At 44.7% G+C, this 12,344-nt stretch carries 13 protein-coding genes; 11 read left to right on the top strand and 2 right to left on the bottom strand.

The genetic code is table 11. The annotated features are described in order from the left end of the window. The first annotated feature begins 21 nt into the window (after positions 1 to 21). Positions 22 to 1,395 (top strand): PDZ domain-containing protein, encoded by a 1,374-nt coding sequence (locus tag AC58VC_RS00660; RefSeq protein WP_497366966.1) that lies wholly within the window; start codon positions 22 to 24, stop codon positions 1,393 to 1,395. Here AC58VC_RS00660 and AC58VC_RS00655 read toward each other — a convergent pair. After that, a complete protein-coding gene (locus AC58VC_RS00655; protein WP_497366965.1) occupies positions 1,392 to 2,276 on the bottom strand; it encodes an alpha/beta fold hydrolase in 885 nt (294 codons plus the stop codon). The two genes, AC58VC_RS00660 and AC58VC_RS00655, sit on opposite strands and share 4 nt — an antisense overlap. A gap of 149 nt (positions 2,277 to 2,425) precedes the next feature. Between AC58VC_RS00655 and AC58VC_RS00650 the strand changes: the two genes are divergently transcribed. Next, positions 2,426 to 3,973, top strand: a complete 1,548-nt coding sequence (locus AC58VC_RS00650; protein WP_497366964.1) for a tetratricopeptide repeat protein — start codon at positions 2,426 to 2,428, stop codon at positions 3,971 to 3,973. A gap of 125 nt (positions 3,974 to 4,098) precedes the next feature. Here the strand turns inward: AC58VC_RS00650 and AC58VC_RS00645 are convergent, their stop codons facing one another. After that, the gene (locus AC58VC_RS00645; RefSeq protein WP_497366963.1) at positions 4,099 to 4,734 is read right to left on the bottom strand and encodes a TerC family protein; all 636 of its coding nucleotides are present in this window, start codon (positions 4,732 to 4,734) and stop codon (positions 4,099 to 4,101) included. A 107-nt stretch (positions 4,735 to 4,841) separates the two neighbouring features. Here AC58VC_RS00645 and AC58VC_RS00640 point away from each other — a divergent pair, with 107 nt between their 5' ends. From AC58VC_RS00640 to AC58VC_RS00600, 9 genes are all read left to right on the top strand, one after another. Then, a complete protein-coding gene (locus AC58VC_RS00640) occupies positions 4,842 to 5,387 on the top strand; it encodes a hypothetical protein (RefSeq protein WP_497366962.1) in 546 nt (181 codons plus the stop codon). 111 nt (positions 5,388 to 5,498) lie between these two features. After that, the gene (locus tag AC58VC_RS00635; RefSeq protein ID WP_497366961.1) at positions 5,499 to 6,401 is read left to right on the top strand and encodes an S-layer homology domain-containing protein; all 903 of its coding nucleotides are present in this window, start codon (positions 5,499 to 5,501) and stop codon (positions 6,399 to 6,401) included. Positions 6,402 to 6,534: 133 nt separating this feature from the next. After that, positions 6,535 to 6,705 (top strand): hypothetical protein, encoded by a 171-nt coding sequence (locus AC58VC_RS00630; protein ID WP_497366960.1) that lies wholly within the window; start codon positions 6,535 to 6,537, stop codon positions 6,703 to 6,705. Between the two features lie 104 nt (positions 6,706 to 6,809). After that, complete coding sequence (locus tag AC58VC_RS00625) at positions 6,810 to 6,998, top strand: hypothetical protein (RefSeq protein ID WP_497366959.1); 189 nt, start codon at positions 6,810 to 6,812, stop codon at positions 6,996 to 6,998. Positions 6,999 to 7,014: 16 nt separating this feature from the next. Continuing rightward, positions 7,015 to 7,722: a class I SAM-dependent methyltransferase gene (locus AC58VC_RS00620; protein ID WP_497366958.1), complete on the top strand. Its 708-nt coding sequence runs from the start codon at positions 7,015 to 7,017 to the stop codon at positions 7,720 to 7,722. 326 nt (positions 7,723 to 8,048) lie between these two features. After that, positions 8,049 to 9,380, top strand: coding sequence for an ABC transporter substrate-binding protein (locus tag AC58VC_RS00615; protein WP_497366957.1), 1,332 nt, complete (start codon positions 8,049 to 8,051; stop codon positions 9,378 to 9,380). Positions 9,381 to 9,445: 65 nt separating this feature from the next. Next, on the top strand, positions 9,446 to 10,342 hold the full coding sequence (locus tag AC58VC_RS00610; RefSeq protein ID WP_497366956.1) for a carbohydrate ABC transporter permease: 897 nt from the start codon (positions 9,446 to 9,448) through the stop codon (positions 10,340 to 10,342). A 6-nt stretch (positions 10,343 to 10,348) separates the two neighbouring features. Next, positions 10,349 to 11,179, top strand: a complete 831-nt coding sequence (locus AC58VC_RS00605) for a carbohydrate ABC transporter permease (protein WP_497366955.1) — start codon at positions 10,349 to 10,351, stop codon at positions 11,177 to 11,179. 105 nt (positions 11,180 to 11,284) lie between these two features. Further along, positions 11,285 to 12,241, top strand: a complete 957-nt coding sequence (locus tag AC58VC_RS00600; protein WP_497366954.1) for a glycoside hydrolase family 43 protein — start codon at positions 11,285 to 11,287, stop codon at positions 12,239 to 12,241. The last annotated feature ends 103 nt before the right edge of the window (positions 12,242 to 12,344 follow it).

Below are 12,344 nucleotides of genomic sequence, written 5' to 3'. Positions count from 1 at the left end.
ACATAGGAAAGGATGCATAGGATGGCTCTTTGGCAAAAGTTGTACTACTCGGCTATGGTTCTGACGCTGCTCTTAGTTGTAACAGGGGAGTTGATCTGGCTCCCGGACCCACTGCGTCTGGGCTCTACGATCTACTGGATTGATGTAATCGATGAACTCATCTATGTCCTGATCCTGATTCCATTGATTTGGATAGCTGGTTCACTCCTCCACCTAAGGTCGCATAGAAAGGGCTGGATGTGGGTCAGAGCTCTGTCCATAATCGCGGCAGGCTTGGCGTGCGTCATCATCTTATTGACCGTGCCGAAAAAGCTGGAGTATTCGGCTGGGGCATTTATTTTGACCTGGTTACTGGTTTTTGTAGATTTATTCGTTCATGAACTCAAGAGGCGTAAGCTGCCGGTTAAGAGTATAAGTCTTTTTGCCGTAACGGTGTGTTTGATGCTGGTGATGTTCTGGCCGACCAAGTATTTGGTCACCTATCCGGGTTTGACGCTGAATATGAACCGATATGCACACACGAGTGAAGGCAATGTCCATGGAGACATTTCAGGCGTGCTGGTGTTTGAGCGTCCTGCATTCCCCATCGACTGGGTTTATGCGAAGCTCTTTGCGAAGTATTCGTTTGAAGTCGAAAATCTAGGAATGACACTTGGTGAATACAATCAAGAAGTACGGCTAATGAAGGCCGATGCGAACGCCGCGGGAAGTGCCATTGCCTTTCAAAAGGTGGGAAAAGGCAAGGGAATCTCATCCAGTGGTGTTCGAATCACAGCCATCCTCAAGAACAGTCCAGCTAGCGGCCAGATACAGCTAGGGGATGTGATCCAACAAGTGAGTGGGCAAACCGTTACCACACTTCAAGAACTCGCTGAGCGTATGAAAACGGTCAAGCCTAGTGATCAAGTATCTATGACCGTGCTGCGCGGCGGCAAGCAAGTCAGTCTACAAGCTAAGACACTTCCAAATCCTGATGATCCGAGTCGTGCAGCATTCGGCATTCAAGTAGCGAACGAAGTGCAATATGATCTTCCAATCCTTGTGAATTATCATGATTATTTATTACATGAAGGCGGGCCTTCCCATGGTGCTATGCTGGCGCTAACCTTGATTGATCAGCTTACACCTTGCGGAATAACCTATGGCAATCATGTTGCAGGTACAGGAACTATGGAACCGGACGGTTCAATCGGCCCTGTAGGGGGATTAGAACAGAAGGCTTATACCATTAGCAGGACGAATGCTGATGTGTTCTTTGTTCCCGTTGCGAATGAGTCCGAAGCGAAGAAAGGGGCTCCTAGTCTTCAGATCGTGCCTGTACGCTCGCTAGACGATATGATGAAATGGCTAAAAGAACACCCGAAACAAACAGCTGGTCAGCTTTCTTGTCCTTAGTCTCTCGCGGCCTCGTACAGCTTACGAGCGATACGTTTGGGTTCAAATTGAATCGTTGTCATATGATCGCCTGGCGCTTGGATGAGTCTGAACAAGCCCAAACGGCTGGACATATGCGGATGCCATCCATATTCGGGATTCCCAATTGGCAGTACGGTATCATCTGTTAGGTACACATAACTTCTAGGCACGGTTAGGCTGTAAAATTTCTTTAGATCCAGCTTTTCATAGGAAGGTGCTGCAGGTTCTGGCGAAGTTTTATTATAGAGGGACTGGACTTGCGGAAGGCTTCCCAGATTCGCAAATTGTTCTCTATACACGGGAAACGGCAGCATGATTGTATCATCCTTCGAGTTTTTCCTAAGCTGCTCAAACATAGCTTGCACAGGAGGAGGAAACTCATCAACCAGCCTTTCGCCATCTTTTAATACAAAAGCATTAATAAATACAAGCCTTCTTAAGCGATCTGGGACTAGCTCTGCTACTTTTTGTACCAAGGTACCGCCGAAGCTATGGCCAACCAAAATGATATTGGTTAGATTATGTGTTTTGATATAATCCGCAATGGATTTTGACAGCATTGCATGAGTGACAGCCTTGTTAGGGTCAGCGCCATGTCCTGGGTATTCGGGGACGTAGACGGTATGGCCCTTTTTGCGAAGCTCAGCGGCAACACCCGCCCAGAAGCTAGCATCTGCCCAAGCGCCATGAATAAGTACGAAGGTGAGGGGCTGTTCCCTCTCACGGTATTCGGGTTCAGCATCTTGTTCCCAAGGAGACGGCGTCATGAACGGCCAGTTGTTGGAGGGAAACGGAATCTGCCCAGGATAGGGTAGCGGCCAATACGTCGGCGCATAGGGTGGAGTTTCGTAGTTGTGCATCAGGTTAGACTTCCTTTCAAAGAAGATGTAATACTATATGCCCACAATGGACTTTTGCCCATGAAATCTAGGTAAGATGTCCGGATAGGGGATTTATGGTAAGATGGGGATGGTTTTTCACTAACATTTAAGTAAAGTAGGTTCAATATATGGTAACGAACGATCAGAAATGGTATCGGTTTAGTGAATCTCCCATCTGGCAGCTGCAGCGAGCCTATTATGAAGAACAGGGCATAGACGCATGGCAAAATAACGAAGTTCCCGAGTACATCACAAGTAATCCGATGATTGCTACCTCCTATGCGGAGATGATATTTGGTTTTCTTCAAGATCGAGCACAACTAGGGTGCTTATCTGAGCCTGTTACGATTGTTGAGCTTGGTGCGGGCTCTGGCCGACTCGCTTTTCATGTGCTGAAGGAATTGTGCGCCATGAGGGATTATGCGGCACCAATGTCACTACCCGCTTTTCGATATGTCATGACGGATTTGGCGCTCAAAAACTTGGCTTACTGGAGGGAGCACCCAAGCTTGCGGCCTTATGTGGAGCAAGGGATCCTGGATTTTGCTCAGTTCGACGCAGTGAAAGATGCCGAACTAGACTTAACGGAGACTGGCATCCGTATACGAAGAGGAGACTTGCAGCAACCACTGCTAGTTGTCGCAAATTATTTTTTCGATAGTATCCCGCAAGAGCTGCTGTATGTGGATAATAAGCACGTCTATGATTGCATGGTATCGCTGCGTTTCTCTGAAGAAGTTCCTGGTCGTAGCGCGACTGAAATGCTGGAAGACGTAACGTTCGAGTATGAATATCGGCTTTGTGAAGAATACAAGCAAGAATCGTATGCCTACAGCAATGTTATCGCGCAATACACCGAAAAATTGGAAGATTCCCACGTTCTATTCCCAGTTATTGGATTGCAATGTCTTGAACGGTTGAATCTGCTTTCAAGGGAAGGATTTGTCCTGCTTACTGCTGACAAAGGAGACCATCACTTGGAAAGCTGGGAGTACAGTGAGCCGCCGCAGCTGATCCACCACGGCAGTTTTTCGTTAACAGCGAACTATCATGCCATGAACGATGTTTGGGAGCAGAAAGGGGCTCTGTGTCTATTTACACAGCATCCTTATCACCATCTCAACATTGGCTGTATGTTAATGCTGACTAATCCGGCTGGATATGGAAACACTCGTTTAGCGTATCGGCGATTTATTGAGCGTTATGGTCCAGATGATTTCATCACAATCAAAGAATGGCTCGATGGGTATTTAGATCAGCTGGAAGTGCCTCAATTCCTTTCTTTTTGGCGATTATCCGGGTATGATGCTCAGTTCTTGCTGCAATTTGCAAGCCGGCTTATGGAGCTGTTGCCCATGTGTGAGGAAGGAGTTTTCTCCGATCTACGTCTAGGAATTTATCAGATGTGGGAAGGGTACTATCCGATGAAGGAGCAGTATGAAATGGCTTTGGAGTGCGCAGCGCTTCTGTATCAGATGGAGATGTATCAGGATGCTAGTGTCTTTTTCGAAAAAACGGAAAAAGCGTATCATCACAACCCTGATGTACTCTATGATAGGGCGATCTGCTACTATGAGGTCGGGGATGTTGAAGCTGCTAAGCGTTACGCAGGGCTCGCATTGAAGTTTGCCCCAGAGCACGAAGGCGCTCTAGCTCTATTGGAGCTTGAAGATTAGCGGTAAATCAGTGCTGCAAGATGAGGAAAGGTAATTGTTAATTAAGTTCAGTTAAAGGACAAGAGATCGCTCAACCTTCGGGCTAAAAAAAAGCATAGATGAGATCATGCTGGTTGAGTTTTGAATTATTTTGAAAGTGGGAAGGATCTGCTTCTCAAGAAATTAAACCAACCCACAGCGCATATCAAGCACATTGCAATGATGCCTACCAAATCGAACCACTCCTCTTGAAGCAGCAGCAGGATACCTGGTTCTTTTTTTATTTGCAGAACAGCAAGCTGCGCTAACAAACCGGCTATGACGATTTCCAGCCAAGGCATTTTGAAGAAAAACTCTTCCATTTTGGAGGAAAAAAAGAAGAGAAGAAATAAGGCCGGGAGCACGCCCGTTGCTATAAAAACTACATTATCCGAGAGTCTGGCTGATAGCAGAATACTGTCAATACCCATGACTAAATCTAAAGATGCTATGCTGCTGAAAATCCATAATAAAGAGAAATGCTTTCTCATTTGATTTTTTGGCAATACCATTCGAATAGCAAAAAATAGCATGATGGCGGCAGTAGCTAGATTGATGTAAGGAATTCGATACCAGGACTGGACACAAGCGATATAGGTGATGCGGAGCAGGCATAAAAGACCAAGAAGGTACAATCTGAATTTACTTCTCAGGCTATATCTGTTCAGTGAATTTTGAATCATAATGGCATTATCGACGTTGGTAAATAAATTGTATATGAAAATAATAAACCAATTCTGCATCTATGCGCTTCCTTTCCAGAACATCGGCCTGTCCTTAGAAACTAAGATCAGTATATGATTGAGATTCCAAAATAAACCAAATACTACAGATAGAAAAGAGAATAAGAATGGAAATAAAAGATCTTGTACGGATAACAGATGAACTTAAGGAGTCTGGAATTTCCTGCGCGCTGGGTGGAAGTGGTTTATTGCATGCTTTAGGACTTGTAGAACAAGTTAATGATTGGGATCTTCTTGTGGAGTGTCCGAAAGAGAAGCTTCTCAAGGTCATTCAAGGATATTCATGGCAAGAGCAGTCAAGTGGTGATGGACTCTTTGCTAGCGAATATCGGATACAAGTTGTACCCTATTCCATCGATTTTATTGGCTATTTCGCACTTCGGAGCACCAAAGGGATCGTGAGGCTACCGCTTGAAAAAGGAGAAGCTGGGGGGGAAAGGAATGGGAATTGGAACACCTGGCATGGTATCCCATTGAGTGCACCAGAAACGTGGTATGTGGCCTATAAAATGATGGGCCGGGAGCCGAAGGCAGAGCTCTTGTTTAATTATTTGAAACATACAGCTCGGAACGAAGAATTCATTATGAAGCTTGTAAGAAACGACATGTTGGAGGAGTCGATCAAAGAGGACTTGCTTCAGTTGCTCGTATGAACTAAGAATAATGAGCTGGCCTGGTATATTTTGCAACATTTTTCGGGCAAGTAACGTTAAGAAGGTAACTACAATCGAGTCATCTCAAAATTTGCAAAGGAGAGAATGATGATGAAAAAATTAGCCGCTGTAACACTAACGTCCCTGTTAATTAGCTCACTTACTTTTAGTTCGGCATTTGCGTTTTCAGACCTGGAAGAGGGTCAATCAGAAGCTGTTTTGGCGCTGAAAAATCGTGGGATTGTAAGCGGTATCGACAGTGAGCACTATGTGCCGAAAGGTAAAATCAGTTATGCACAAAGCGTGCAAATGATTGTGAAAGGCTTGAACTTGAATATGGATACGATACGTTTCATCAAGCAGCCATTGGCATCGGACACATACTCTAATGTTCCTAATGATGCGTGGTATGCGGACGCTTTTATCATTGCTCATTATAATGGTCTGGAGATTCCTAAGGATGTAAATCCGAATGCAACCATTTCACGTGAGCAATTTGGGGATTTATTAGTGCGTGCGATTGAAACCAAAGGCAATTTCCCGCTTGTTAAAATGTTTATTGTGATCAAGGATGAGGATCAAATTAACATCAATTACCAAGGCACTTTGCAAAGATTGCTGTTGTACAAAATCACCCAGCTCGATCAAGACGGCAAGTTCAATCCGAAAGCTGAACTAACACGCGGCGAAGCAGCGAACTGGGTCTACCAAGCGATTCAATTTGTAGAATCTCATGCACAGAACCAAGCTCCGGTTGAAGAGGTCTCGGTGAAAGTTGAGAAAGTGAATGACGAAGTCAACAAAGTGACACTGTCCAAAGAACTGCCAAATCCCGGATATGGCATTGCCATACAGGCAATTGAGTTCCAATCTGACGGGCAAGCTGTGATTCGCTATACGATTCAGAAACCAAAGCCGGGTATGATGTATCCGCAAGTGATTACAGAAGCTAAGGCAGCAACCTACGTTTCTTCCAAATATACAGCGATCGCTAAACCTGCGGTCTCGAAATAGATTAATGAGATGCTGTTGCCTTGAATGAGGCAGCGGCTTTTTTTGTGCGTCTGCATCCCTGTCATTTGGACATGTCCGATGCTAAGTCTCTCTCATAGAATATAGCATCCTATGTTAATAGGAGGTGAGAGAGATGAAAGTAAACTACTATACGTTAACTTTAGGCTTAATTGGTGCTGCCAAATTGATTTTGGACGCGTACGGTATGGACCTTATTAAAGATGAAGATATGAATGCGATCGCCAATGGTGTTGCTGCGTTGCTATCTGTTGTAGGTATTTATACAAACCATCAGAAATCCTAATCAATTTCAATTTGGGAAAGGGATGGGAATGGACAAAGCGGGCTCGAGTGAAAACTCGGAGCTTCTTTGTTTTGGGGGAGGTGGGGGAAGGCTGAGGGGGAAGTATGGATGCTAGTCAGCAGAATTGCGGGAGTTGGCGGGATACGGCGGGAGAGTCGGAATACGAGTTACATAAGAATCAGGCATCGCCCGCAATTGTTATTTTTGCCGGGACAAGGGCTTCAACAGCAAATGTCGAAATCATTCTATCGACGATTAACAAGCTGGATTGGATAGGACGAAAATTTTGGTGAGGGGACGGATATGGACATGGACAAAAGAATTCTGCGAATAAGAGCCGAAGAAAGGAAATACCATGAGGCCTGCTATGACAATTATACGTTGTTCGAAGCTGGAACATGGCTGCATAAACCGGTAAAGTCGGTCATGGACACGTTAGATTTTTTTGATGATTATGAGAGTCTAAGCGTACTGGATCTTGGCTGCGGAGTGGGCAGAAACAGTATTCCTATTGCGGAGAAGCTGCAAGGAAGATCTGGTAACGTTATCTGTGTTGATCTGCTTGAATCGGCGCTTGATAAGCTTATGACATATTGTGAGCAACACAATGTGAGTTCACATATAAGTCCACACCTATCAGATATCGCCGACTATGTAATTCCAGTAGATCATTTTGATTACATAGTAGCGGTTTCTGTTATCGAGCATGTTGAATCTGAAAGTAAACTTGCTTCGTTGCTATCCAACATGGCGCTAGGTACGAAAAGAGGCGGTATTACCTGCATCATTATGAACTCGAACTTAGAAGAAGTAGATGCCGAAACCGGAGAACCACTGGAAGCCTTAATGGAAATTAATTTAACGACTGAGCAAGCAAGTGCGTATTTGAAAAAAGCGTTTGAAGAATGGACGGTTCTCAAGTCAACCATAAAGCCATTAGTTTTCAATATTGAACGCGAGATGAGAAACACTTTGCTGAAAACGGACTGCATCACATGGATCGTACGAAAATCATGAAACATAAAGCCTTGACCCACTAGATGTTTGTCATCTGGGTCATAGGCTTTTTTTATCTGAAAATATGTCCAAAGGTTCTTGAATATCGTCATGGTAACGCTTTCTGAAAGTTATTATAGTTAGGTTGTGGGCAAGAAGAGGAAGAAGGGGGATCGAATAAGAAAAAGCGATAAAAGGGTCCATTGGTGTGGGCACTCCTTATTATCGCTCGTCGGTAGTGAGACTGAATTTTTGGCGAAATTCAATCATCACTACAATTTTGACACAAGATGGTCATGAGATGCAACTACTATAATCTGTGTTTAAATGGAAGGGAGCTTGAAGATATGATGAAAATGAATAGCTTTAAAGTGATCAGTTTGACTTGCCTTTCTTTCGCTATGGTTTTGACGGGATGTTCGTCAACGAAAACAGCCGAACCAGCTGCGGGGACAACAGCACCGGCAGCTTCGACTGCAGCAGCAGCGACCAAAGCGCCAGAGCCAGCAAAAAGCGGCGAGAAAATCACCGTGAACTTCTGGAATCCTTTCTCGGGCAATGACGGCCCTTTTATGAAGAAAATTGTAGACAATTATAATAAATCACAAGACAAATACAACGTGAAAATGACGATTCAACCTAGCGGCGACTACTACAAGTTGCTGGATACGGCGATTGCAACGAAAAAAGGGGTTCCTGATGTGGCCATCATGCATCTTGATCAAACGCCTACGTATATTGCCAAAGATTTGCTGCTGCCGTTGGATGAAGTGGCTAAATCGGTTGGTGTGGAAAAGAGTAATTTCCCAGATGCTACTGTGGATTATTCGACCAAAGATGGCAAATGGTACAGCATTCCGCTTGATATTCACCCATTAGTTATGTACTACAATAAAGATTTGTTCGCTGCGGCAGGTATAACAGCGCCTCCTACGAATCGTCAAGAATTTGTTGATGCAGCGAAAAAGCTCACAGATCCGTCCAAAGGGATTTGGGGAGCGGCAATGCCAACGTTCTGGATTCAGAACTTCTTGTTCCCGACGGTCCTGTTCCAAAATGGCGGCAGTTTCCTTGATGAGAAAGGTAACATTGCTTACAACTCACCCGCAGGCGTTGAGGCCGTTACCTTCATGAGAAGCTTAACAACGATGAAAGTCTCCCCGCCAACGGTGGCGGCTGATGGCGATTTCAACTTGTTCCAGCAAGGTAAAAGCGCCATGCATTTCAACGGTCCATGGGCCAAAGACGCTTTCGATAAAGCGAAAGTGAACTACGGTGTTGCCCAAGTGCCGCAATTAGGCACAGTGAAACAAGCTGTTTTCGCCGGATCGCACAACTTTGTTATTCCTAAGTCAACGACAGATGCAGCGGTGCTGGCAGGTGTCGGCGATTTCTTGAAATACGTATCGAGTAATTCAATTGATTGGGCTGAGTCCGGTCAGGCGGTTGCTTCCAAAGTCGTTCGTGACAGCGCAGCGTTTAAAGCAATGACGCAACAACAAACAGAAGTTGCCAAAGAATTTGATTATGTGCAATTTGCTCCTAAAGTATTGAACTGGGGTCCAATCTCCGACAGTATCTGGAGTGAGCTAGCGAATGCGCTGCAAGGTAAAAAGGATCCGAAAGCTGCCCTTGACGATGCAGCTGCAAAATCCACGATTGCTATGAACAAAAAATAGGGACGAACCAAGGCAGGCGGGTACACGTTACCCGTCTTCCATTTTAAAAAAAGGAGGGTTAGCCCTTGCTTACAACATCCTCTTGGAAATCAAAGCTGACTTCTAGCTTATTCATACTTCCGTATTTTGTGGCATTTATGGCGTTCACGTTAATTCCAATTCTTTATGGTTTCCTGATTAGTTTCAAACAATATAATTTGCTTGATCCCGTACATCCTTTTGTTGGACTGGACAATTACAAGAGCATTTTCACAGCAGGTACGCAAGAAAATGATCTCTTTTTTATCGGCATGAAAGCGACTTTGAAATTCGTCATCTTTTCTGTTCCGTTTCTAGTTATCGTAGGCTTAGGCTTTGCACTATTGTTAAATGCGCTTCCCGCCAAACTGCGTTCCTTCTTCCGCTCCATCTATTTCATTCCGTATGCAGTTTCGGCAACTGTGATGGCTGTTATTTGGAAAAGGATGTTTGATGTTACAGGAGGATTTATCAATTTGCTCTTGGCTAAGATGGGGATTCATGAATTTGATCCGATTCCTTGGCTGCTGGATAAACCGTTTGTCTGGATTGCGTTGGTCGTGGCGACCCTCTGGTGGACGATTGGCTTCAATATGATTATCTTTGTTAATGCGCTTAATGGCGTTCCAGAGGATTTATATGAAGCGGCTAGAATGGATGGAGCCAATGGCTGGGAAAGACTGAGAAGCATTACTTTACCGTCGATCAGGCCTGTGGTCATTTTTGTACTGATTACTTCTACGATTGCTTCTTATAATGTTTTCGCTCAACCCAATCTCATGAGTAACGCCGGGGACGAGACCAAGGTTCTGCTCATGGGCATTCTGCAAACGGCTTATACAGCGAGGGAGATTGGCTCTGCATCGGCCATGGCCATTCTGATGGGATTAACGATCATGATCGTATCCGTCATTCAATTTAAAGTCACGAACAGAAAGGAGTAGAGGACGTTGAAATCTTTGAAGCTATTTTATGTCGTGTTGGCTAGTGTGTTAGGCATCATATTCATTTTGCCCATCCTATGGATGTTTTCCAATTCGTTCAAAACCGACGTTGAAGTAATGGCTCCTGTGTTTCATTTGCTGCCGCGGGAATTTACTTGGGATAATTTTCATACGATTTTTGTCGGCGGTGACGTCGAGGTTCCGATTTTTCGATGGATCTTCAATTCGTTTTTTGTAGGCTTTGCAGCGACTTTCTTGGTTATTTTGTTGGACACGATGGCGGCGTACGCGTTAACGAAGCTTGATTTGCCTTTTAAAAAGACGCTAATTGCCTTGTTCGTCGGCTCTTTGATGGTACCTGGTATTATTTCGTTCTTGCCGCAATACTTGAACTTCAGCAATATGAATTTAATCAATACGTATTATGTTCTTATTTTGCCCTATTCCGGTGGTGCGCTTGGCGTATTTCTCTTGATTCAATTTTTCCAATCGTTCCCGCATGAAATTATTGAAGCTGCCAAAATGGATGGAGCAAACAAGTGGCATGTGTTCACGTCCGTTCTGCTGCCGTCCTCTGTTTCGATTGTGACAACATTGGCGATTTTCACATTTATGGGTGTTTTCAATGATTACGTATGGCCATTTTTTACGGTTACAGATTTGGAAATGCGTACGCTCACAGCGGGAATTGCCGTTATGGCTACTGGAAGTTTTGTGCAATCCTATGGTAAATTAATGGCTCTTGCCACGCTATCCACACTTCCAACCCTGCTGATTTTTCTTATTGGGCAAAGACAATTTATTCAATCTATTACAGCCACGGGAGTTAAGCAGTAAAAAGGCTGTTTCTCGAAGGCGGTGTGTGCTATGCGCATGTTCTTTGCAATCTGTATCTGTTTCCTGCTGATAACAGGTTGCACGAAAGGAGCTGGGAATGAGGGAATGACAGAGTCAACGAATACAACGAAAACATTTACAAATCCGATTCTGGGTAATGGAGCCGATCCTTGGGTCACTTCGAAGGATGGCACTTATTATTATACGCATACGACAGGGAACTCCATTAGAGTTTGGAAGTCGCAAAAGCTGACGGGGCTTGCTGACGCTGAGTATAAGGATGTGTGGTTCCCGCCTGTGTCTGGCCCTAATACTTCAAATATCTGGGCGCCTGAACTGCATTATCTAGAGGGGAAATGGTATATCTATTATGCGGCAGATGATGGACAGAACGAGAACCATCGCATGTTCGTGCTTGAATCAGAAACGGATGATCCACAAGGTCGCTATATCAACAAGGGAATGATGGACACGGCAGGCAGGTGGGCAATTGACGGGACAACGCTGCAAAAAGAGGATGGTTCCTTGTACTTCATATGGTCAGGTTGGGAAGGGAATGTAAATGTTAGCCAGCACTTGTATATTGCTCCAATGAGCAATCCATACACGATTAGCGGCAAGCCGGTCGAAATTTCGAGACCTACGTATGATTGGGAAATGATCGGCACACCAACCATTAATGAAGGTCCGCAGGTATTGCTGCATAAGAAGCAAGTTTATATCATTTATTCAGCGAGCGGCAGTTGGACGGATGACTATTGTCTAGGAATGCTGAGCGCAACGATGCAAAGTGATTGGTTGAACCCGGCGTCATGGAAAAAGCACGAGCAGCCAGTTTTTTCTAAAACAGATCAGGTATTCGGTCCTGGTCACAGCTCATTTACGAAGTCGCCAGATGGCAAAGAGGATTGGATTCTGTATCACGGAGCGAAGACACAAGGCTCAGGCTGGAATCGCAATGTACGCATGCAGCCATTCAAATGGCATCCGGACGGCTCTTCTCCTGATTTCGGTATCCCGATTGCAGAGGGAGTTCCTATTCCTGTGCCGAGCGGTGAATAAGGACAGAAACATCTCCTTGTCTGGAGATGTTTTTTTTTGCGACTTTTTGGGGAATCCAAAAATATGTCCATGTCTGGTGGAAATAGGTCATTGGATTCAGCAG

This window comes from Paenibacillus sp. J22R67, from assembly GCF_059692175.1.
The sequence above is the reverse complement of the archived record's forward strand: the minus strand, read 5'-3'. Positions and strand labels throughout refer to the sequence as shown.

What these genes read in the sequence shown, in the direction of transcription:
- AC58VC_RS00600 (WP_497366954.1), top strand. Translation starts at nt 11,285, where the DNA reads ATGACAGAGTCAACGAATACAACGAAAACATTTACAAATCCGATTCTG.
- AC58VC_RS00650 (WP_497366964.1), top strand. Translation starts at nt 2,426, where the DNA reads ATGGTAACGAACGATCAGAAATGGTATCGGTTTAGTGAATCTCCCATC.
- AC58VC_RS00630 (WP_497366960.1), top strand. Translation starts at nt 6,535, where the DNA reads ATGAAAGTAAACTACTATACGTTAACTTTAGGCTTAATTGGTGCTGCC.
- AC58VC_RS00655 (WP_497366965.1), bottom strand. Translation starts at nt 2,276, where the DNA reads ATGCACAACTACGAAACTCCACCCTATGCGCCGACGTATTGGCCGCTA.
- AC58VC_RS00660 (WP_497366966.1), top strand. Translation starts at nt 22, where the DNA reads ATGGCTCTTTGGCAAAAGTTGTACTACTCGGCTATGGTTCTGACGCTG.
- AC58VC_RS00635 (WP_497366961.1), top strand. Translation starts at nt 5,499, where the DNA reads ATGAAAAAATTAGCCGCTGTAACACTAACGTCCCTGTTAATTAGCTCA.
- AC58VC_RS00645 (WP_497366963.1), bottom strand. Translation starts at nt 4,734, where the DNA reads ATGCAGAATTGGTTTATTATTTTCATATACAATTTATTTACCAACGTC.
- AC58VC_RS00620 (WP_497366958.1), top strand. Translation starts at nt 7,015, where the DNA reads ATGGACAAAAGAATTCTGCGAATAAGAGCCGAAGAAAGGAAATACCAT.
- AC58VC_RS00640 (WP_497366962.1), top strand. Translation starts at nt 4,842, where the DNA reads ATGGAAATAAAAGATCTTGTACGGATAACAGATGAACTTAAGGAGTCT.
- AC58VC_RS00615 (WP_497366957.1), top strand. Translation starts at nt 8,049, where the DNA reads ATGATGAAAATGAATAGCTTTAAAGTGATCAGTTTGACTTGCCTTTCT.
- AC58VC_RS00625 (WP_497366959.1), top strand. Translation starts at nt 6,810, where the DNA reads ATGGATGCTAGTCAGCAGAATTGCGGGAGTTGGCGGGATACGGCGGGA.